The sequence below is a fragment of the Acidobacteriota bacterium genome (assembly GCA_016716905.1).
Taxonomy (GTDB): Bacteria; Acidobacteriota; Vicinamibacteria; order Vicinamibacterales; family SCN-69-37; genus SYFT01.
Genome location: JADJUS010000022.1, coordinates 675,777 through 695,975 on the forward strand (window position 1 = coordinate 675,777; position 20,199 = coordinate 695,975).

General features: G+C 65.5%; 17 protein-coding genes. 11 read left to right on the plus strand and 6 right to left on the minus strand.

Translation table 11 applies throughout. The annotated features are described in order from the left end of the window. Positions 1 to 825 carry an aspartyl protease family protein gene (locus IPL75_18945; protein MBK9242275.1) on the minus strand — a complete coding sequence of 275 codons (825 nt, stop codon included), beginning with the start codon at positions 823 to 825 and terminating at the stop codon, positions 1 to 3. 34 nt (positions 826 to 859) lie between these two features. Then, positions 860 to 2,002 carry a M20/M25/M40 family metallo-hydrolase gene (locus IPL75_18950; protein ID MBK9242276.1) on the minus strand — a complete coding sequence of 381 codons (1,143 nt, stop codon included), beginning with the start codon at positions 2,000 to 2,002 and terminating at the stop codon, positions 860 to 862. Positions 2,003 to 2,062: 60 nt separating this feature from the next. Here IPL75_18950 and IPL75_18955 point away from each other — a divergent pair, with 60 nt between their 5' ends. Further along, entirely contained in the window at positions 2,063 to 3,445 is a 1,383-nt protein-coding gene (locus IPL75_18955; GenBank protein MBK9242277.1) for an HDIG domain-containing protein, read from the plus strand. Here IPL75_18955 and IPL75_18960 read toward each other — a convergent pair. Beyond that, the gene (locus IPL75_18960; GenBank protein MBK9242278.1) at positions 3,413 to 3,652 is read right to left on the minus strand and encodes a DUF2007 domain-containing protein; all 240 of its coding nucleotides are present in this window, start codon (positions 3,650 to 3,652) and stop codon (positions 3,413 to 3,415) included. The two genes, IPL75_18955 and IPL75_18960, sit on opposite strands and share 33 nt — an antisense overlap. Positions 3,653 to 3,671: 19 nt before the next feature. Further along, the gene (locus IPL75_18965) at positions 3,672 to 4,172 is read right to left on the minus strand and encodes a DUF1572 family protein (GenBank protein MBK9242279.1); all 501 of its coding nucleotides are present in this window, start codon (positions 4,170 to 4,172) and stop codon (positions 3,672 to 3,674) included. A gap of 34 nt (positions 4,173 to 4,206) precedes the next feature. Between IPL75_18965 and IPL75_18970 the strand changes: the two genes are divergently transcribed. Continuing rightward, positions 4,207 to 5,034, plus strand: a complete 828-nt coding sequence (locus IPL75_18970) for a hypothetical protein (GenBank protein MBK9242280.1) — start codon at positions 4,207 to 4,209, stop codon at positions 5,032 to 5,034. A 108-nt stretch (positions 5,035 to 5,142) separates the two neighbouring features. On the opposite strand, the gene IPL75_18975 is transcribed toward IPL75_18970, so the two are convergent. Further along, positions 5,143 to 5,682: a YaeQ family protein gene (locus IPL75_18975; GenBank protein MBK9242281.1), complete on the minus strand. Its 540-nt coding sequence runs from the start codon at positions 5,680 to 5,682 to the stop codon at positions 5,143 to 5,145. Between the two features lie 36 nt (positions 5,683 to 5,718). On the opposite strand from IPL75_18975, the gene IPL75_18980 reads away from it, so the two are divergent. The 7 genes from IPL75_18980 to IPL75_19010 all read left to right on the plus strand — a co-directional run bounded on the left by IPL75_18980 (position 5,719) and on the right by IPL75_19010 (position 14,851). Continuing rightward, positions 5,719 to 6,375 (plus strand): hypothetical protein, encoded by a 657-nt coding sequence (locus tag IPL75_18980; GenBank protein MBK9242282.1) that lies wholly within the window; start codon positions 5,719 to 5,721, stop codon positions 6,373 to 6,375. Positions 6,376 to 6,414: 39 nt separating this feature from the next. Further along, complete coding sequence (gene infA / locus IPL75_18985; GenBank protein ID MBK9242283.1) at positions 6,415 to 6,633, plus strand: translation initiation factor IF-1; 219 nt, start codon at positions 6,415 to 6,417, stop codon at positions 6,631 to 6,633. Between the two features lie 16 nt (positions 6,634 to 6,649). After that, positions 6,650 to 7,912, plus strand: a complete 1,263-nt coding sequence (locus tag IPL75_18990; GenBank protein MBK9242284.1) for a DEAD/DEAH box helicase — start codon at positions 6,650 to 6,652, stop codon at positions 7,910 to 7,912. Positions 7,913 to 8,110: 198 nt separating this feature from the next. Beyond that, the gene (locus IPL75_18995; GenBank protein ID MBK9242285.1) at positions 8,111 to 9,256 is read left to right on the plus strand and encodes an IS30 family transposase; all 1,146 of its coding nucleotides are present in this window, start codon (positions 8,111 to 8,113) and stop codon (positions 9,254 to 9,256) included. Positions 9,257 to 9,381: 125 nt separating this feature from the next. Then, the gene (locus IPL75_19000; GenBank protein ID MBK9242286.1) at positions 9,382 to 11,277 is read left to right on the plus strand and encodes a carboxypeptidase regulatory-like domain-containing protein; all 1,896 of its coding nucleotides are present in this window, start codon (positions 9,382 to 9,384) and stop codon (positions 11,275 to 11,277) included. Continuing rightward, positions 11,274 to 13,070: a carboxypeptidase regulatory-like domain-containing protein gene (locus IPL75_19005; GenBank protein MBK9242287.1), complete on the plus strand. Its 1,797-nt coding sequence runs from the start codon at positions 11,274 to 11,276 to the stop codon at positions 13,068 to 13,070. Before IPL75_19000 ends, IPL75_19005 begins: the two co-directional genes overlap by 4 nt. Beyond that, entirely contained in the window at positions 13,067 to 14,851 is a 1,785-nt protein-coding gene (locus tag IPL75_19010) for a carboxypeptidase regulatory-like domain-containing protein (GenBank protein MBK9242288.1), read from the plus strand. The genes IPL75_19005 and IPL75_19010 overlap by 4 nt, the downstream gene beginning before the upstream one ends. 240 nt (positions 14,852 to 15,091) lie before the next feature. Here IPL75_19010 and IPL75_19015 read toward each other — a convergent pair whose 3' ends face one another. Then, on the minus strand, positions 15,092 to 16,162 hold the full coding sequence (locus tag IPL75_19015) for a tetratricopeptide repeat protein (GenBank protein MBK9242289.1): 1,071 nt from the start codon (positions 16,160 to 16,162) through the stop codon (positions 15,092 to 15,094). 38 nt (positions 16,163 to 16,200) lie between these two features. Here IPL75_19015 and glk point away from each other — a divergent pair, with 38 nt between their 5' ends. Both glk and IPL75_19025 read left to right on the plus strand, forming a co-directional pair. After that, positions 16,201 to 17,184, plus strand: coding sequence for a glucokinase (gene glk, locus IPL75_19020; protein ID MBK9242290.1), 984 nt, complete (start codon positions 16,201 to 16,203; stop codon positions 17,182 to 17,184). A 58-nt stretch (positions 17,185 to 17,242) separates the two neighbouring features. Further along, a complete protein-coding gene (locus IPL75_19025; protein ID MBK9242291.1) occupies positions 17,243 to 20,167 on the plus strand; it encodes a TonB-dependent receptor in 2,925 nt (974 codons plus the stop codon). The last annotated feature ends 32 nt before the right edge of the window (positions 20,168 to 20,199 follow it).

Here is a 20,199-nt window from a genome sequence, read left to right on the forward strand (position 1 = left end):
TCATCGACCGAACGAGATCCGCCGGTTGGTGGAGTCCAGGACGAGGCTGAAGGTTCTCAGTACTTCGTAGCCCAGGTTGCCGGGCCCTGGCCCGCCACCGGGGCTGAGGTCGCTGAAGCGCACCAGCGGGACGTCAATCGTGAACTCACCGAGAGTGACGATGCCCTTGACGGGCGCGGTGAAGACCTCAAACTCGCCCACGTTGGTACGGGCCCGGCCCGCGAGTGAGAGTTCGGCAGCCAGCGGCACTTCTTTGGCCGCGCGCAACGGCAGCATGATTCCTGACGGAGATCCCGAATCCACGTGGATGCGGTATTCGTGACCGGCCACCATGACGGGCACCTTCGGTAGCGGGTCGGTGTCATCGTACGCAAACACGCGTTTGCCGTCGGCCTCAGGCAAGGCACCCTTGCGAAACGTCACCGTTTTATCCGGGTAGTCGAAGGTGACGAGGTAGCCGGGAAACGACAGGGCTGAGAACACACCACGCGGAAACTCCGGTGGCAACGTTCCGCCAAACAGGACCCGGCTCGAGACGTCCGCGTTCTGCATCACCAGCTCGCCGATGCGCACTTCCTTGACCGACTGGCGACCTGTGGCACCGCCGACCCAGGCCGGGTCGATGACCGTGTGACTCGCCCCGGTGTCGAGGATCACTCGAACCGGAGCGGCGCCGTTGATCGACACTTCGATGACGGGCCGCCCACCAACATTGAGCATCGGTACAGTGGCGCCGCCGGCTGGCGCAGTGATCTGAGCTGCGGCCGACACGCTGAGCAGGACAGGGGCCACGAGGGCCGTGAGGCAAACACGAAAAGTTTTCATGCAGGCATCTTACGAACGGCCTGCGCGGCGGGTGTTAAGCGCGTGTAGTGTTTTCGTTAAGACGCCGCACCACCTCAACCAGCACGTCGCGGCAGACATCGACGTCGGCGAGGGTGACGTACTCCTCAATGCTGTGAAGCCCCGCTCCGCCGGGACCAAACAACACGGATGGGATGCCGGCGCCGGCGAGGATGGCGGCGTCGGTCCAGAACGACATGCCTGTGGGCGCCGAAGAAAGACCGCGCGCCTCGAGCGAAGCCCCGAGCGCGACCGGTAGCGGAGCGGCCGGACTGAGGCGATACGGCGGCCGGGACGTCATCAACCGCACTTCGCCGCGGAACGCTGCGTCGTCGCCGCGCAGGCGCGCCAGGATCGCCTGCACTTCCCCAACCACCACACCATCGTCTTCCCCCGACACCGTGCGGCGCTCGAACTGCAGCACACATCGATCGGGATACACGCTGAGTTCACGGCCACCGGTGATGATCGACGCGTGCAACGACGGCGTGCCCTGGTGTTCGGACGATGGCCGGCCCTGCAGTGCGCGATCGGTTGCCTCGAGTGCGATCAACACACGCGCCATGTCCACGATGGCGTCGCGTCCCTCCAACGGACGGCTGCCGTGTGCCGCGCGGCCTGTGGTCACGACTTCGAGCCACGCGAAGCCCTTGTGCCCCACCGCCATGGCGAGGTCGGTGGGCTCGGTGACGATGGCCGCATCGGCGGTCCATTCTTTGACGAGCGCGTCGGCGCCAGCGCTCTCGTACTCTTCGTCCGCCACACAGGCGACGATGAGTCGGCCGCGGCGCCAGTCGCGTGCGAGTTCCACCGCCGCGGCGATCATCGCGGCCACTCCGCCCTTCATGTCCTGCGAGCCGCGTCCGTAGAGCCGTCCCCCAGCCACCCGCGGCGTAAAGGGATTCGTCATGCCCTCGACGCCGACGGTGTCGAGGTGCCCGCACAACATGACGGCCGGACCGGGTTCGCGGCCATCGAGCACACCAATCACGTTGGGCCGCCCAGGCGCTGCCTCCTGAAACACCACATCAAGGCCTCCGGCCTTGAGCGCCTGCGCGGCCACTTCGGCGACGGCGGCCTCGCCCGGGGCGCCTGGCACCAGCGATGGATTGATGGAGTTGACCGAGACGAGATCAGACAACAGGGACAGGGTCGTCATTGCAGTTGGCATGATCTCAGATCGGGCGAAGTATTAACATCGGTCAGTCGAACCTGTTTCATGCATAGCCCGCCGCCACTCGCCATCGATATCGCTCGCGCCGTTCGTGACCGCGGCGGGCGCGCGCTCGTGGTGGGTGGATGGGTGCGCGACCAGATGCTGGGTCGCGATGCGAAAGACCTGGACCTCGAGGTGTTCGGTCTCGAGGCGGGCGCGCTCAAGTCAACCCTGGCCGCATTCGGCCAGGTCAACACCGTCGGCGAGAGTTTCACCGTCTACAAATTGGGCGACCTCGACGTGTCGCTGCCGCGTCGCGAATCAAAGACCGGACGCGGCCACAAGGGCTTCATCGTGGAGGGCGACCCGGGGTTGTCGTTCAAGGACGCTGCGCGCCGGCGCGACTTCTCCATCAACGCGATGTCGTTCGACCCGCTTACTGAAGAAATCATCGATCCATGGAACGGGACCGGTGATCTCCAGGCGCGCATTCTTCGCGCGGTGGACCACAAGACGTTTGCCGAGGACAGCCTCCGAGTGCTGCGTGCGCTCCAGTTCGCGGCCCGGTTTGAACTGACGGTGGAAGACGGGACAAAGGACCTCTGCCGGTCACTTCCCCTCGACGATCTGCCGGCCGAACGTATCTGGGGTGAGGTCGAAAAGCTCCTGCTCCGCGCCCATCGTCCGTCTCTTGGGCTGGCGCTGGCGATGGAACTGGGCGTGGTGGACCGGTTGTGGCCAGAACTCCAGGCACTCTCCGGGTGTGAACAGGAGTACGAATGGCACCCCGAAGGTGACGTGTGGGTGCACACCTTGATGGTGGCCGACGAGGCGCGCAAACGCATCGACGACCTGGACCATCCCCGCGCGGTGGTGATGATGCTCGGCGCGCTTTGCCACGACATGGGCAAACCCGCCACCACGAAGTTTGAAGACGGGCGCATTCGCTCGAAGGGCCACGAAGAAGCGGGCGTGGCACCGGCCACGCAATTCCTCGACCGCCTCAACATCCAGACCATCGGTGGCTACGACGTGCGCTACACCGTGCTCGGCATCGTGGCGCACCACTTGAAGCCGACAATGTTCTTCAAGTCGGCGTCGCCGGTGGGAGATGGGGCGTTCCGCCGGCTGGCGCAGAAGGTGGACCCGGAACTGCTGGCACGGTTCGCGAAGGCAGACTGCCACGGACGGTTGGGCACATTCGACTGCGCGGCGATGGATTGGTTCCTCGAGCGTGCGCGCGCGCTGGGCGTGGAGCACCAGCCGCCGGCGCCTCTGCTGCTTGGGCGCCATGTGCTGGAGCGCGGAGTGGCGCCGGGTCCGGTGGTCGGGACGTTGCTGAAGGCCGTCTACGAACAGCAGCTCGATGGCGCGGTGACGACGCTGGAGGAAGCGCTGGCGGCGCTCGAACGGCTACTCGACCCAGGGGTCGGGCGTCCCGGCTGAGGCACCGAGCACTTCATCGGCGCGCGCGGCATCCTCGGCGGCCACAAGAAGTTCGACGCCGCCCATCCAGAGATGGGGGCGCACGCCGCCGCAATCGTCGGCCTGGATGAGCGATTCGATTTCTGCGGCTTCAAGAACGCTGCGCGCCAGTTCCGCATCAACGTTGGTCAGGAACGTTCGCACGACTACCAGAGATCGTTCGGTCATGGCCGCCTCCGTACTCCCATTATGGAGCCGCGATCGCCGCCAGAGGGAGCGGATTCGTACTGGTGCTGTCGCCGGTAATCACGCGGCGAAGATAGCCCGCCTGTCCAAGGTGGAAGGCCAGATGCGCGGCAAGATGAACGAGAAACGCGGTGGTGTTGATCGTCTTGCCGGCAAGCGGCATCGGGTAGTTCCCCGCCATCGCTTCGTCAGAAAGTTCCGGCATTACAGATTCGATGACGCCGATCGTGGTCCTGAGCTCGGCCACCAGGCTGGCGCGGGTCCCCTCGCGCTGACTGAATTCCAGCTCGCGGTTGCGCACGTACGATGTGCCGCCAAGCACGCGGCCGACAAAATCCTGGAGGTTCCCGCACACGTGCAATGCCAGATTCCCGGCGGAGTTCGTCACGCCGCGTCGCGTGTGCCAGACGCTGTCGTCACTGGGAAACGCCTCGATCTCGCGGATGAAGCCCTGCAGTTCGCGCACGATCTGGGTCGTCAGGATGGAAGTCAGGCTCGGCATGGGAGGATGATAGTCAGAGTCCGGAATGAGTTGAATGGCGACAAATGACGACATCGCGGCGCTGTATCGGTTGCCGCCCGGTGAATTCACGGCGGCGCGGAATGCGCTGGCGAAACAGATGGGAGCTGCGGGCGCGGAGGTGCGCGCGCTCGAAAAGCCGCAGGCTGCCGCGTGGGCGGTGAATCAGCTCTATTGGCAGCGGCGGCCGGCGTACGACGCCCTGATCAAAGCAGCGGGCGTGATGCGACAGGCGCATGCGCAGATGCTCTCGGGCCGCAAGGCCGACGTGCCTCAGGCCGAAGTGGCGCATCGAGACGCGATGCGCGCCGCCACCGCGGCGATTCGCGAAGTGGCACAGGCCGCCGGCGAAGTCCTGTCGGGAGGAACACTCGAAGCGGTCGCGGACACGTTGCGGTCACTGCCCACGAACGATCTGCCCGGCCAGCTCACCCGCCCACTCAAGCCACTGGGGATGGAGGCGCTGCGCGCCATAAACGTCCAGGGTCCAGAGTCCAGGGTCCAGAGTCCTGAGTCCAGGGTCCAGGGTCCAGGGTCCGGCGCCAAGAGCTCAACGACCGCGAAAAAAGAGGCCGCGGAGCGGGCGAAACGCGTCAAGGCGCTGGAGAAGGCACTCAAGGTGGCGGAGGCTGCGGAGCGTGAGGCCGAGGCGGCGATGAATGACGCGCGCAAGGCGGTCGCGAAAGTCGAACGCGACTACGCCGCGGTGCGCGATCGGCTGCAGTTCCTTGAGAAGCAGCGCTCCGATGTGGAGCAGGACGCCCACCGCAGGGCGCGCGAGTTGCAAGACGCCTCGAACGCGCGCACGCAGGCGGCGCAGGAGCTGCGGTCTCTCCGTACGTAGCGCGGCCTGGGTCTCAAGGCCGCGGAACTCGGCGCGCTTGAGGTTCAGCGCGCCCTACGAAATGCACGTTCCGCTGTCCACGTACCGCGCCACGAGGACAGCCACGCCCTACGACACCGCCACGCGCGTGACGCGGCCTTCGATCGTGCGATCGCCCAGCGCGATGTAGAGATCGTCGTCGCTCACTGAGAGCGAAAAGGTCATGCGGCGGTCGAGGGCGTCAACCATCGCATCGATGAGTGCGCGATCGAGGCGGTAGAGCTCGAGCGCCTCGATGCGGTGGATGCGTTCGTTCGCCCAAAGCCGCAGCATCTGCGTGGTGTCTTTGTGCGCGTAGACCGCAACGCGCGACGCAGCCTTTCCCGCTTTGTGCACGCGCGAGGCATCGGGCGTGCCAATCTCAATCCACGCGCCAATCGCGCCCGTCAGGTCGCGTACAGCGATCGTCGGCTCGTCGGGGTCGGAAATGCCCCTGGAAAATGCAATCCCGTCGGTGTACTCCAGGCAATACGCCAGCACCCTCGTGACCAGATAGTCCTCAGACTCCGACGGATGCCTGGCGACGCGCAGCTCAAGGTGTTCGTACACCCCGCGATTGCTGTCGGCCAGATCGATTTCGAAGTTGTAGATGGTGGATGTCTGCGCCACTGGCCGTAACTCTATCCCTTGCGGTACGCTTGGCGCATGCGAGCCGCTCTCGTCGCCACCCTACTGGTCCTGCTCGCCGTCCCGGCGGCCGCGCAAACGCCTGTGCAGCCACCAGTGGCGCCGCTGCCCATCGCGCCACTGCCCTGGCTGGTCTTCGATGCCCGGGGTGGATTCGCAAGCAGCGGACAGGACGGCACCACGGCCGCTGGCCTGAAAGTGGCCCCCACGGACATGCCCGGACGCCTGCGCACGGCGGTGGTCGGTGTGCACGTCTACCCATTCAGGCGCGGTGGGTTCAAACTCGGCTTCGGCGGCGAACTGCTGATGGGCTCCGCGTCAGGCCAGAAGAAAGACACGACGGGCAAAGCCGTGGGCCCGGTCATCCGGCGACGCCTCAACTCCGTGTCTGGCCAGATTTCCTTGAACTTCGGCAAAGGCGAAGGCTGGAGCTACCTGACCGCAGGCAGCGGCCCCCTCAAATTCGAGAGTTATCTGGACGAAGCCACCCCCGACGGCGTGGGTGCCACCACGCTCAACTATGGAGGCGGAGCCCGGTGGTTCACCAACTCCCACCTGGCCCTGGCCGTGGACCTGCGGTTCTACCTGACCCGGCCGGCCCTGGCCACGACGGTCACCGCCGCCCGGGCGCGCGAGCGCGTGTTCCTCCTGTCCCTGGGAATTTCGCTCAAATAGGCCTTCGGCTATACTTGAGAGCTTGAAAGGACTGCGAATTTGAGTAAGGACGATCTGATTGATGTCCAGGGCACCGTGGTCGCCGTGCATAGCGGCGGCCTGTATCGCGTGCAAGTGGATTCTGGCCACGAAGTATTGGCCCAGTTGAGCGGCCGGATGCGCCGCTTCCGCATTAAGGTCGTGCCGGGAGACCGGGTCACCGTGGGCGTCTCGCCTTACGACCCTGTCAGAGGCATCATCACCTTCCGGGCTCGCTAGAGTCGCACCAGAAGCTTTGTCCACACACTCAGAAGCTCCCAGACCACAACGGCGCAGGCGAAGCGGTGGAGGGGGAGGCGGCGGCGCGCGCCCGGCCAACCGTTCCACAGGCACCGTCAAGTCCACGTCGACGACGCGCGTCTCGCAGCCGTTTGACCCCGCACCAGTTCCCTTCACATCGCTCATTACCGAGCCGGCCGTACTCGACGCACTGGCGCAGCGCGGCTTCGTGCAGACCACGCCGATTCAAAGCGCGGTGCTGCCGTACGCCCTGACAGGCCGAGGCGTCATCGGCTGCGCGGAAACCGGCACGGGCAAGACGGCCGCGTATCTTCTCCCCATCCTGGTCAAGCTGATGGCCGCGGGCCACACGGATTCGCACAACACCATTCGCGCGCTGATCCTCGCGCCCACGCGCGAACTTGCCACGCAGATTGACGACGAGATTCAGGGCTTCGCGTATCACGCGCCCGTCGCGAGCGTCCCGGTCTACGGCGGCGTTCCCATGGAGCCCCAGGAGCGCGCCCTCAAAGCCGGCGTCGACATCGTCGTCGCCACGCCCGGACGGTTGCTGGACCACATGCGGAGCAATGTGGGCGACTTCTCCAACGTGGAAGTGTTTGTGCTCGACGAGGCGGACCGCATGATGGACATGGGCTTCTGGCCCGACGTGCGCCGCATCGCCGAGATCATGCCGGCCACGGCGAACCGCCAGACCATGTTGTTTTCGGCGACGATGCCGGAAGAGGTGATGCGATTTGCGGATGAACTGTCGCCCGATGCGGCGCTCATCCAGGTGGGGTCGAGCCGCGGACCTGCGGCGACGATCACCCATGAAGCGCGTATTGTGTCGTCGCGCGAAAAGCCCGCGGCCCTCGCACGAGAGCTGCGGCGCGAACGCGGCACGGCGATCGTCTTTGTGAACACCAAGATCGGGTGCGACCGGCTCTCGCGTGAACTGCAGCGATCCGGTCTGCGCGCGGCCGCGGTGCATGCGGACCGGCCGCAGAAAGAGCGCACGGAGACCATCGAGGCGTTCCGCTCTGGCCGCGTCAAAGTGCTGGTGGCGACAGACGTCGCCGCGCGCGGCCTGGATATTGACGATGTGGCGCTCGTGGTGAATTACGAAGTGCCTCGGTCTGTGGACAGCTACGTGCACCGCGTGGGCCGCACCGGCCGGAACGACGCCACGGGCCACGCCCTGACGCTGGCCGACGAACACGAGCGCTCGTACCTCGAAGACATCGAAAAGGCGTTCGGCCTCAAACTCCTTCGCTGATCACGACGGATCACAGGAGACGCAGAGACACGGAGGTTCGTTTTGAAGGGCCTCGCGTCACACCGCATCGGTATTTCGTAGGGCGCGCTGAACCTCAAGCGCGCCGGGTCCCGCGGCTGCTCTATCGCACTCGGGCTTGAGGAACAGCCCGGGTGAATTCATGCGGTCGTCGCAACGCCCTTCGACTGGAGGGACAAAATGCGACGATTCCGTATGAGTGATGCGGCGATTGGTGAGGCCTGGCAACGACGACAGCAGGGGGAGACGTACCGCGTGATTGCGGCGGCGCTGGGCTGTCATGAAGGGTCGGTCTACTTTCACATCCAGAAGCGCGGCGGGGTGCCGCCGCGCATCCGCCATCGGGCGGCGCGGGTGCTGTCTCGCGCGGATCGGGAGGAAATTTCCCGCGGCTTAGCGGCCGCCGAGTCGTTTCGCTCGCTCGCGCGACGGCTCCACCGCGAGCCGTCGACCATCAGCCGCGAAGTGGCGCGGCATGGTGGGCGGACCCAGTATCGCGCGACGGCGGCGGATGCAGCGGCGTGGCAAGCCGCGTGCCGGCCCAAACCCAGCCGCTTGGCCACGTGTGCGCGGTTGCGCCATCGGGTGACGCGGCAGCTGCAACGCGGGTGGTCGCCCGAGCAGATTGCAGGCTGGTTGCGGTGGCGCTGGCCCGATAATCCGGCCATGCACGTGTCGCACGAAACGATCTATCAGAGCCTGTATGTGCAAGCGCGCGGGGGCCTCAAGCGCGTCCTGGTCCAGCATTTGCGCCGAGGGCGGCCCCAACGCCGGCCGCGGCGATGGGCCGGACACACGGGCACGCGCATTGCCGATGTCGTCTCGATTCGCGAGCGGCCGGCCGCCGTCGAGGATCGCGCGGTGCCCGGCCATTGGGAAGGCGATCTGTTGCGCGGCGCGCATCAGAGCCACGTCGTCACACTCGTCGAGCGCCAGTCCCGCTTCGTGGTGCTGATCCGCCTGCCGCACACCGATGCGCCCACCGTCGCGCAGGCGCTCGCGCGACGCGTACAACGCTTGCCCGCCGCGCTGCGCCAATCGCTCACGTGGGATCGGGGCGGTGAAATGGCGCACCATCGCCGCTTCACCGTCGCCACGAATGTCCAAGTGTATTTCTGCGATCCGCAGAGCCCGTGGCAACGCGGCTCCAATGAAAACACCAATGGGCTGTTGCGGCAGTATCTACCCCGCGGCCGCGACTTCACCGGCGTCTCGCAAGTGCAGCTGAACCAGATCGCCCGGCTGCTCAACACGCGCCCTCGGAAAACCCTGAAGTACGAGACGCCGGCTGATAGACTCGCCGCGGCTGTTGCAGCGACCGCGTGAACTCAAGCGGGCTGTTCCTCAAGCCCGAGGCGCGTCTTGACCCCAGGACTCCAGGACTCCAGGACTCCAGGACCCCGACGCTGGACTCTGGACCCTGGACCCTGGACTCCCATACACTCGCGCGCATGGCACGCACTCATGTGGGAGCGCGCGCGGCGCTGATGGCGCTGGCGCTGGCGGGAGCCGTCGGTGCGCCGGCTGCTGCGGCTCGGAAAACGCAGCAGGCGCCGCCGGCGCAGTCTCAACAGGTCGGCACTGGGATGATCGCTGGTCGCGTGATCGACACAGACACACGGCAGCCCGTCCAAGGTGCGGTGATTACCCTGGCCCCGATCGTCTCCACGACGGGACGCGGCGGCGGGATTGGGCCGATTCGTCCTGTCAAGACCGACTCGCAGGGTCGGTTCGTGTTCACGGGCCTTCCTGTCGGGACCTATGCCCACCTCGCGCAAATGGAGGGCTACTCTGCGTTAGCCTCACGCGAGATCACCAACCTGACATCGGGCGCAACCGTCACGAACATCACGATCACACTGACGCGGCTCGGCACCATCAGCGGAACCGTACGCGACGACGCGGGTGACCCGGTGGTGGGCGTTGAGGTGGTGGCGTTTCGTCGCACAACTCTGCAGGGACGACCGCCGGTGTTGGCGGGAGCCGGTCGCTCCAGGACCGATGACCTGGGGCACTATCGCATCACAAACCTACAACCAGTGGAGTACTACATCTGCGCGTGCAATCGGGAACCGATTCCGTTCGACGGCCAGTTGCTGACCACGCTGGCGGGACGCCCGCTGGATTTGCTCGCGGTGGCCGGCCGCGCGGCCAAGGCCGGCGCCGATGCCGCGAGCATCGACACCACTCTTCGAACATTCGCTCCGACATTCCATCCGAACACGCCGCTCGCCAGCCGCGCGGTACGCGTCAAGGCGACGGGCGCACAGCCGCAGTCGGCGATCGACATCGAGGTGTCGGCGGTGCGAGCCGCGCGAGTCTCGGGCATGGTGCTGGGAGCAGCGAACAACAGCTTTTATTCGGGTGCCCTCGCGCTGGTACCGATCGGCGACATTCCAGAGGCGGCAGCCATCACTCAACTGGTACCGATGCTGGTGCAGCCCGATGGCCGGTTTGATTTCGTAGGAGTGGCGCCGGGCCAATACCTGTTGGAAGCCCGGTTCGTGCCGGGTCGGGCCGGTGGTGGGCCCTCTGGCGCAGCGCTGGCGTTCATTGGAGGAAGGGGTACGGCGGCCCCGAGCGGCGCGCGCGGAGGACAACCGCCCGGGAATTCGATGTGGGCCTCGCAGGTCGTGTCTGTTGGCGAAGAGGACGTGACAGGGCTCGTGATCGGAATGCAACCGGGCGCGACGATCACGGGCCGTCTTGAGTTCGTCGGCAACTCTCCCCCGCCACCTTCGGCGCCGCCGGTCCAGCCGGGTCAGCCGATGACGACTCGGCCAAACGGCATCCAACTCAATCCGCTGGATGCACCTCCGAGAGGACGGGCCTTCACCACCACGGTCACTCCCGACGGTACGTTCCAACTGCCAGGCGTCGTCCCTGGCCGCTACGTGGTGTCACCGGCGATCAACGTTCCTGGCTGGCCAACGCTGCAGTCGATCACGCTGGGCGGCGTTGATATCACCGACACGCTCCTCGACATTGATGGTCGCGACCTTGCCAACCTGGTGGTGACGATCACCGATGTCCCGATGGCGGAGATCCGCGGGACTGTCGCCGCCAGCCTCGGCAACGCTGAGGCCGAGACATGGGTTCGACTGTTTCCCGTCGACCGTCGGTACTGGGATGAACCGTTCGGCGCATTCGCACGATTCAAGAACATGCGAGTGGAAAACAACAGCTTCACGCTGGCGCGCATACCAGCCGGCGAGTACTACCTGATCGCCGTGAGTGAAGGCGGCCTGGAGTGGATGGACAAAGCCACGCTTGACGCGATGGCGCGGTCGGCGGAACGCGTGCGTGTGGTGAACGGCGACAAGAAAGTGCTGGAGGTACGACGATGAGGAGCCCGCGGAGCTGCGGCCTTGAGACCCAGGCCGCGCTACGAACACTCTTGTCTCTGGCCTTCACTTTTATCGCGGCCATTGCAGTAGCGGCGCAGGTCCCGCAGCGGGACACGCGGAAGCCGGCGACGGCTGGCGCGCCGGTCGCGCCGGCGCCGACCGGCACGGGAACGCTCGCCGGTGAAGTGGTGGCCGATGCCACGGGCGCGAAACTGCGCCTCGCGCACGTGGTGCTCATCGGCGCCACCACGGGCGTGCTGAAAGTCACTGCCACCGACGCCGCCGGGAAGTTCACCTTCACCAACCTTCCCGTCGATCGCTACACCGTGGGCGCCAGCAAACTGCCCTACCTCGGCGCCGTCGCAGGCGCGCGTCGCCCCGTGCGGCCGGGGGCGCCCGTGGCCCTCGCCGAGGGCGCGCGCATCGACAACGTCACCATCAGGCTGCCTATGGGCGCGGCCGTCTCGGGGGTCATCTACGACGAACAGGGCAAACCCGCGCCCGGCGTGGGTGTCACCCTCCAGCAGCGCAAAGTGCAGAACGGCGAACGTGTGCTGTCTGGGGCGGGCGTCGTGAGCACCGACGATCGCGGTGCCTACCGCGTATACGGCCTGGCGCCCGGCGAATACCTCGTCGCCGCGATGCCCACGCGTCAGAACACGAATGTGCGGACGCTCACAGACGCCGACGTGGATGCGATGTTGAAGGGCGGCGCAAGCGCCGCGCCACCTCCCGAAGAAGCCAACCTGACATTCGCACCCGTCTACTATCCGGGCACAACTCGCGTGAATGACGCACAGCCGATACTGATTTCGACCGGCGAAGATCGGCAGAACGTGGACCTGCGGCTCGAGCGAGTGAGAACCGTGCGCATCGAGGGCGTCGTCGCCACCGGCGACGGCCAGCCATTGCAAAACGCGAATGTGCAGTTTGGCACCACGGCCGGCACGAGCCCGCTGCAAATCGCGTCCACGATCAGAGTTGGTCCCGATGGGCGTTTCGGCATGGCGATGGGGCCGGGTTCGTACACGTTGATCGCGCGCGGTGGAGCCGGTCCACAGAACGGCCAGTTTGCGTTTGCCGTGGTGGACGTCTCCGGAGTGGAGGTCTCGGGCGTGCAGTTAACCCTGCAGCCACCACTGTCATTTGCCGGTCGATTAACAGCCGCCGGCACCGCGACCGCACCAGCGCTCGCCGGCCACAGGATTCAGGTGCGATCGCTCACGCGCGCGTCGGATGGCGCGGCGCAGGTGACCGCAACGACACCAGCCGGGGAGTTTACGGTCACGGGACTGGTCCCGGGTCGTTACGTAATTGGGAACGCACCGTTCTTTGGCGCCTCGACCGCGAGCGTGACGTGGGGACTTGAGTCGGTGATGGTCGATGGCAAGGACGTCACAGACCTTCCGGTGACCATTGCACCTGAAGCGATGCCGAAAGAAGTGGTCGTCACACTCGGCGACCGATGGCAGGAACTGTCGGGCCGTGTGGCCGATGGCGCGGGCAACGGCGTTAGCGATTACACCGTGATGGTGTTTCCCGTGAACCCGGAGTATTGGCTGTGGGGCTCGCGCCGGATCGTGACCGCTCAACCCGGCACCGACGGCCGCTTCAGCCTCGGCGGCCCCGGCCCGGCATTGCTGCCTGCCGGTGAGTACTACCTCGCCGCGGTCACCGACGTCTCGAAAGACGAACAGTACGACCCGGCGTTCCTGCAGTCTCTTATTTCCTCCTCGGTGCGCATCACGCTTGCGCCTGGTGAAAAGCGCACCCAGAACCTGGCGATTCGATGACGCAGACACAACCACCACGTGCTGGGGTGCTCGGTGCTGACGTGCTGAAGTGCTGGGTGCTGGGGTGCTGGGTGCTCATGTGCTCGGGTGCTGTTGTGCTGGTGGGTTCCGTCCAGGACCTTGGCACTGGCGTGATCGCAGGCGTGGTTCGCGACGTGACGAGCGGCCAGGCGGTGGAGGGCGTCACGGTGACAATGACCCTTCCCACCACGGGCCCGTCTCCACGGCCCACGCTTGAGTCGCCTCGCCCTTCCCCGCCACCCTCGAAGACCGTACGAACAGATTCCCAGGGACGCTTCGCGTTCTCGGCGCTTGCGGCCGGTCGCTACACCATGCGCGTGCAGCACTCCGGATATGCGCCGGTGCGAGGCGCGGCCGTGACGCTCAATGCGAGCCAGGTGGTCCCCGACGTCATTCTACAAATCGGCAAACACGGCAGCATCTCCGGCACAGTGCGCGACGACGCGGGAGATCCGGTAGTCGGCGTCAGCGTGAGGACGTTCAGCAGGCGTCTTGTCGGCTTCAGGCTCGGTCTCTTGCCCAGGGGCACTGCCATCAGTGACGACCGCGGCCAGTTCCGGATTGCCGACCTTCCCCCCGGTGACTATCTCGCATGTGCGTGTGCCCGAGACCCTCTGCCCATCGACAAGGAACTTCTCGAAAGGATGACGACGTTTTCGGTGCCTGTGACGGGTGTGGCGCGACAGTTGAACGACACGGTGCTGACATTTGCGCCGACCTTCCACACCGGAAGCACGCGCGTGTCTGATGCCGTGCCGATCACGGTGGGCTACGCCGATGACCGAACGGGAGTGGACATCACGATGCGGCCCGAATCACCGCGCCGAGTGTCGGGCCAGATCGCCGGTGGCGGCGCGAACGCGGGTGTCGCCTACTCACTGCTGCTGTTCCCCGAAGAAGATGATCCTGCCGCTGCGGTGATCTCCGAGATGGCACCAGTGGAACTGACGCCTGAGGGGACGTTCCACTTTGCCGCGGTCACGCCCGGAAAGTACACCCTGGAAGCCTTCACCAAAGACGGCACGCCTGGCCTGTCAGCCTCGGTCAGCGTCATCGTCGGCGACCGCGACCTCACAGATGTAGTGGTGCCCCTCAACGACGGGACAACCGTGCGGGGGCACGTGTACTTTTCAGGGTCCGCTGCCCAGCCGGGTGATGCTGCCCGAAGACCATCAGTCGGGCTGATGCCGATCTATCTCACGCCTGGCGCGTTGATCAGCATCGGCGCGTCCGGCACCCCCGTCGGCCGTGCGATGGGCGTCGGGCGGGATGGGTCGTTCACGATTTCCCGTGTTCGACCTGGCCGGTATCTCGTCAGCGTTGTTGGGCTTGATACTACCCGTCACACTCTGGAGTCCGTCCGCTCAGATGACGGTCCGCTATCCGATGCCGTCGTGGATGTGCCGCCAGAGGGCATCGAGAATCTTGTCGTCACGATGTCAAACGCCGCTCTGGCCACACTCGAGGCGACTGTCGTGCTCGGCAAGTACGAACTGCCGAACGAGATGCGCGTGGCGCTGTTCCCGGTGGATCGCACCTACTGGTCCGAGACCTTCCTGGCCCCAGGGCGGTTCACATCCGGTTGGCTCACGGCCAGCGGCACCGTCACATTCCCGTCGGTGCCTCCGGGTGACTACTACGTGTCTCTCATGCCGACCGACAGCGAGCCGTCGCCTGAGCGCATGACCGAGTGGGCAAAGAGCGCCGCCGTCGTGCGCCTTCGGCCGGGAGAGAAGGCCAGCGTGACAGTGAAACGGTGAAGCTGCTCGTCGGCGAACCGGCCTGAGATCCGTCCGGACGTAGCGCGGCCTGGGTCTCAAGGCCGCGGACCTCGGCGCGCTTGAGACCCAGCGCGCCCTACGAAATGCCGATGCAGCGTAGCGCCAGGCCCAGCCCTAACGAAATGCCGATGCAACGTAACGCGAGGCCCTTCGAAAAGTACCTCCAGAACTCCGAGACTCCTATGATCCGTCGTGATCGTTGATGCAGCGTGATCTCAATCAGTCCGAAAATTCCTTGGCGAGTTCCACAAACTCCCCATCCGGATCGAGGTCGCGATACTGCTTCCAGTGCGCGCGCGCCTCGGCGGACCGTCCGAGCTTTTCGAGCGTCACCGCCAGATAGAAGTGCGCCTCGGGATACGCGGGGTTGATCGCGAGCGCCTCGCGATACGCGAGCACCGCATCGGGGTACCGCGCCAGGTCGTGGTGGATGTTGCCGAGGTTGAAGTACGCCTCGAAACATTCGGGGTCGATGCGGATCGCCTTTTCGTAAATCGCATCGGCCTCGACCAACTCGTCGCGCTCGTAGTGGATGTTGGCAAGGTTGACCAACGCGGGCACCAGCATCGGGTCGAACAACAACGCCCTTCGGTAGGCGGACGCGGCGCCCTCCAGACTCCGATCATCCCCATCGTCGAGCTCGGCGCCTTCGAGGAAGTACTTGGCGGCCAGCGTGTAGTTCGCCGACTGGATCGCCTCGGCGCGATCGCTGGGGAACAGCGACGTCGCCGACTTCCGGCGCTCGGGCAGCGACACAACCCGCGCGTGCGGGCGATCGGAACGAGGCGGCTGGAAGTCGAACGCCATCTGGCCCGTGCGCTCGGCGAGCATCGCGCGCAGGATGGCGTGAAACGAAAGCCCGCGTTCCAGATCGGCAGCCGCGGCCTTCACCACGTGCAGGTCGGCAAACGAATAACGCCCGGCGACCGTGCGAATGAGTCCCCACTTCTCCAGGTACCGGAGGTGATCGTCGCGAAGGCCGGGGTACATGCCCTGCAAATCGCGCGAGGAGTAATACTGCGCGCGCAGGGTCTCCAAATCCGGGAGGCCGGCGATGCGACATAACTCGTCCTCGGTCATCACGCGCCGCACAGACGCGGGCCACTCGGCCGGCAACGGGTCCCCGGTGGTGACGATGATGGTGGTGTTGGGATTGAGGGTAAAGGCGCAGGTCCCGCCGAGGCGTTCAACGACCGAGCGCAGGTCTCGGCGCGAGAGCACACCGCCCTTGCCTACCACCGAGACGTGCTCCGCGGCAAACGGGTGATCGACAGGAATTGGCGCGGGCATGCTCACGGGCAGTCTGTGCCCGATGTTAGCATCTGCCCATGCTCCTCGCGGGTGACATCGGTGGAACCAAAACGCTCCTCGGACTCTTCGAGCGCGACCGGGGTCGTCCGCGAACCCTGGTGGTGCGCGAATACGCCACGCTCGACTTCGACAGTTTCGATGAATTGACGCAGGTGTTCCTCGACGACACGCGCGCCGCGTCGTCGCTCACGGCGGTATGTATTGGTGTGGCGGGGCCGGTGACGGGCCTGGTGGCGCGACTCACCAACGTGCCGTGGCTGGCCGACCTTTCCACGTTGGCCGACCGTCTGGGCGACTGCCCGGTGCAGTTGCTCAACGACCTCGAAGCGATGGCCCATGCCGTGACCGTGCTCGAACCTCACGAGATCGCGGTACTGCAGGATGGCGTGCGGGTGCCCGGGGGCAACGCGGCCATCATTGCGGCCGGCACGGGACTGGGTGAGGCGCTGCTGCACTACGTGGATGGACGGTTTGTGCCGTCGGCGTCGGAGGGTGGCCACGCGGACTTTGCCGCGCGCACGCCGCGCGAACTGGCTCTCGTTGAGCAACTGACCGCCATCCATGGCCGGGTGGACAACGACCGTGTGATTTCCGGTCCGGGCCTGGTGAACATCTTCCGGTTCACGCACGGGGCCACCGGCGCCGGCGTCGCCTGCGAAGTCATTGGACCGGGTGTTGAGGGTGGCGAGATGCCCGCGGCCATCAGCGCCTGCGCGCTCTCGGGCGAGTGCGAACAGTGCGTGGAAGCGCTGGACATGTTTGTGGAGGCCTATGGGGCCGAGGCCGGCAATCTGGCGCTGCGGTCGGTGGCCACGGCCGGGGTCTACATCGGGGGAGGCATCGCGCCCAAGGTGCTGGCCGCGCTTGAGTCAGGCCCGTTTCTTGACGCTTTTTGCGGGAAAGCCCCGCTGTCGGACCTGCTCCGCACCATGCCCGTATCGGTCATCCTCAATCCCGCAGCGGGGCTGCTTGGGGCGGCCGTTCGCGCGTCGGGGATGTAGTAGCATTCCCTGCGAATATCCAAGAGGAATTCTTGGAATCTTTACAGATGGAGGACAAATGCGTCACAAGTTCGTAATCCTTGCGGTGTTGGGGCTGTTGCTTGCCCCGGTTGCCGCTTTCGCCCAGTCGACCGGCGCGATAACCGGCCGCGTCTCGGCCACCGACGGATCGTTGCTGCCCGGCGTCACCGTGGAAGCCACGGGCGATGTACTGCCCGGCGGCCGTATGGCGGTGACCGGCACCAACGGTGACTACCGGTTGTCGGCGTTGCCCCCGGGCACGTACACAGTGACGTTCACGCTGTCGGGCATGCAGACGGTGACCCGCACGGCGCAGGTGCAGTTGTCGACCGACACCTTTGTCAACGCGACCCTGTCCATCCAGGGCGTCAGCGAGACGGTCACGGTCACGGCGACTGCCAGTCTCGTGGACCCGGGCGCTGCCACCATCAAGAGCGGCGTCACAGCCACGCAGATCGCCTCATTGCCCGTAGGCAACGAATACCGCGACCTGCTGAAGCTCATTCCCGGCGTGCAGTACTCGCAGGATGCCGTGCGCGGCCCCAGCGGTGGCGGCAGCGGCCAGGACAACGTCTACCAGTTCGACGGCGTCAACGTGACCCTGCCGCTCTTCGGCACGCTCTCGACCGAGCCGTCCTCGCATGACATCGCGCAGGTGACCACGATCAAGGGCGGCGCGCGCGCGGTGGACTTCGATCGGTCGGGCGGATTCACGATTGACTCGGTCAGCAAGTCGGGCACGAGCCGCCTGATTGGCGACCTCAGCTACAAGTTGCAGAACGATGCCATGTCGGCCGACCTCAAGAGCGGTCAGGTGTCGCAGTTCGAGCAGAAGCGCACCTGGATGACCGGCAGCCTCGGCGGCCAGCTCCTGCCGAACAAGGCGTTTTTCTACGGGTCGTACTACCGCCCCGAGATCTCGCGCGAGAACCGGGCCAACCTGTATGGTCCGCTTCCGCAGTTTGAGCGTGTGCGCAACGAATACTTCGGCAAGATCACGCTGACGCCGGTGCGCGACCTGCTGTTCAACGTCAGCTATCGCGACTCCAAGCGCGAGGATGTGAGCAATCTGTTCTCCTCCAACGCGTCCAGCACCACCGGATCGGGCGAAGAAGCCACCCAGAAGATCGCGATCGCCGAAGGATCGTGGGTGATCGGCTCGCGGAGTGTCGCGACCGCAAAATACACACGGTTCGAGAACCAGAGCCTGAGCAAACCCGACTTCCTGTCGGCGGCGCAGGCGTCGAGCACGCTCGGCTCGCGGCTGGACGTGAACGACCTGATTACGCAGGGCCGGCTCACACTCCCGACGCCGGTGAGCGGCAACGCCGCGTTTAACGCGTTCCTCCAGCCGTTCCTCGACAAATACGGCTACGTCAATGCCAGCGGCGTCCGGACGGCGGGCATCAACGGCTACGCCAGCCAGTTCAACGATCAGGACTTCTACCGCGACCAGATTCAGTTCGCGTACAACCTCACGTTCGGCAATACGGTCACCCATGAACTGCACGCGGGGTATCAGTGGTATGAAGACCGCGAAGACCTGCTGCGCGGCTCAAACGGCTGGGGTGAAATCACCATCCCGGGCGGACGCACCTCGGTCAGCGGCACGCCGGTCTACTTCACGGCCCGCTACCAGGCACAGTCCACGGGTGTGGCAGCGCCGATCAAGTCAAAGTACCGGTCGCAGAACCTTGAGCTCAACGACACGATCCGCTGGAACAACTGGTCGTTCAACCTGGGCGCGGTGATCAGCAATGACACCTTGTTCGGACAGGGCCTCAAGGAGGCGGCGGGCACATTGTCCGGATACGTCTCGTCGCCAGGCACCGAGTACGAGATGTACAACATCCCGTGGAAGAAGATGATCCAGCCCCGCCTGAGCGCGGTGCGGACCTTCGAGAACGGCGACACCATCTTTGCCAGCTTCGCCCGGTACAATCCGGCCGCCAGTTCACTGCCGCGCGCCGCGTCGTGGGACCGCAACCTGACCGGCACGTTCATCGACGCGCACTTCGATGCCAACGGCAACCTGTTCGCCGCGGTTCCGGTCGGCTCGTCGTCGGGCAAATTGTTCGTCGAGGACATGACGCCCCGCCGCACGGACGAATACATGATCGGCACCAGCATGCAGATGAGCGACAAGCTCACGGCGCGTGTCTACGGCCGGTACCGCTCGGGCAGCCACTTCTGGGAAGACACCAACAACAACGCGCGGACGGCGTTTAATCCGCCGGCCGGAGTGCCGCGTGAGTTGTACATTCCGGACCTGGACGCGAAGCGCGCGCAGATCGGTAGTGGCGGCGCGGTCGCGCTGGGGTCGTCGTACGTGATTGCTGAACTGGACGGGGCCTTCACGAAGTACTACGAAGCGACGGCCGAGACCGAATACCGGTCGGGCAACGTCTTCGTGCGTGGCTCCTACACGTGGAGTCACTACTTCGGCAACTTCGACCAGGACAACACCACCGTGGGCAACGACGCGGCCATCTTCATTGGTTCGTCGAACCTGGCCGACGGCGTCGGGCGGCAGATCTGGAATAACAAGGAAGGTGACCTGCGCGGCGACCGGCGTCACATGATGAAGGTCTATGGTTTCTACACCCTGCCGTGGCAGGCCACAGCGGGCGTGTTTGCGGTGGCACAGTCAGGCCAGCCGTGGGAGGCCTGGGACTGCTCGGTCTACGGGGTGGCCATCACGAGTAGCTGTGACACGATTCGCAACGCGGAGCCCGCTGGCACGCGGCGGACGCCGGCGCACTGGCAGATGGACCTGAACTACACGCAGAACTTCCGGTTCGGCGGACGGTACAACCTGCAGTTGGCGGCGGACCTGTTCAACCTGTTCGACAAGCAGACCGGCTACAACTTCGAACCCTCCAAGAACAGCTCGCTGTTCAACACGCCGCGGTCGTACTTCTCGCCGCGGCGGCTTGAAGTGGCGGCCCGGTTCCAGTTCTAGGACTGGGGTCGCAGACACACAAAGGCCCGGCG

Coding starts and splice junctions, on each gene's coding strand:
- IPL75_18945 (MBK9242275.1), bottom strand. CDS start 825: ATGAAAACTTTTCGTGTTTGCCTCACGGCCCTCGTGGCCCCTGTCCTG.
- IPL75_18950 (MBK9242276.1), bottom strand. CDS start 2,002: ATGACGACCCTGTCCCTGTTGTCTGATCTCGTCTCGGTCAACTCCATC.
- IPL75_18955 (MBK9242277.1), top strand. CDS start 2,063: ATGCATAGCCCGCCGCCACTCGCCATCGATATCGCTCGCGCCGTTCGT.
- IPL75_18960 (MBK9242278.1), bottom strand. CDS start 3,652: ATGACCGAACGATCTCTGGTAGTCGTGCGAACGTTCCTGACCAACGTT.
- IPL75_18965 (MBK9242279.1), bottom strand. CDS start 4,172: ATGCCGAGCCTGACTTCCATCCTGACGACCCAGATCGTGCGCGAACTG.
- IPL75_18970 (MBK9242280.1), top strand. CDS start 4,207: ATGGCGACAAATGACGACATCGCGGCGCTGTATCGGTTGCCGCCCGGT.
- IPL75_18980 (MBK9242282.1), top strand. CDS start 5,719: ATGCGAGCCGCTCTCGTCGCCACCCTACTGGTCCTGCTCGCCGTCCCG.
- IPL75_18995 (MBK9242285.1), top strand. CDS start 8,111: ATGCGACGATTCCGTATGAGTGATGCGGCGATTGGTGAGGCCTGGCAA.
- IPL75_19000 (MBK9242286.1), top strand. CDS start 9,382: ATGGCACGCACTCATGTGGGAGCGCGCGCGGCGCTGATGGCGCTGGCG.
- IPL75_19005 (MBK9242287.1), top strand. CDS start 11,274: ATGAGGAGCCCGCGGAGCTGCGGCCTTGAGACCCAGGCCGCGCTACGA.
- IPL75_19010 (MBK9242288.1), top strand. CDS start 13,067: ATGACGCAGACACAACCACCACGTGCTGGGGTGCTCGGTGCTGACGTG.
- IPL75_19015 (MBK9242289.1), bottom strand. CDS start 16,162: ATGCCCGCGCCAATTCCTGTCGATCACCCGTTTGCCGCGGAGCACGTC.
- glk (MBK9242290.1), top strand. CDS start 16,201: ATGCTCCTCGCGGGTGACATCGGTGGAACCAAAACGCTCCTCGGACTC.
- IPL75_19025 (MBK9242291.1), top strand. CDS start 17,243: ATGCGTCACAAGTTCGTAATCCTTGCGGTGTTGGGGCTGTTGCTTGCC.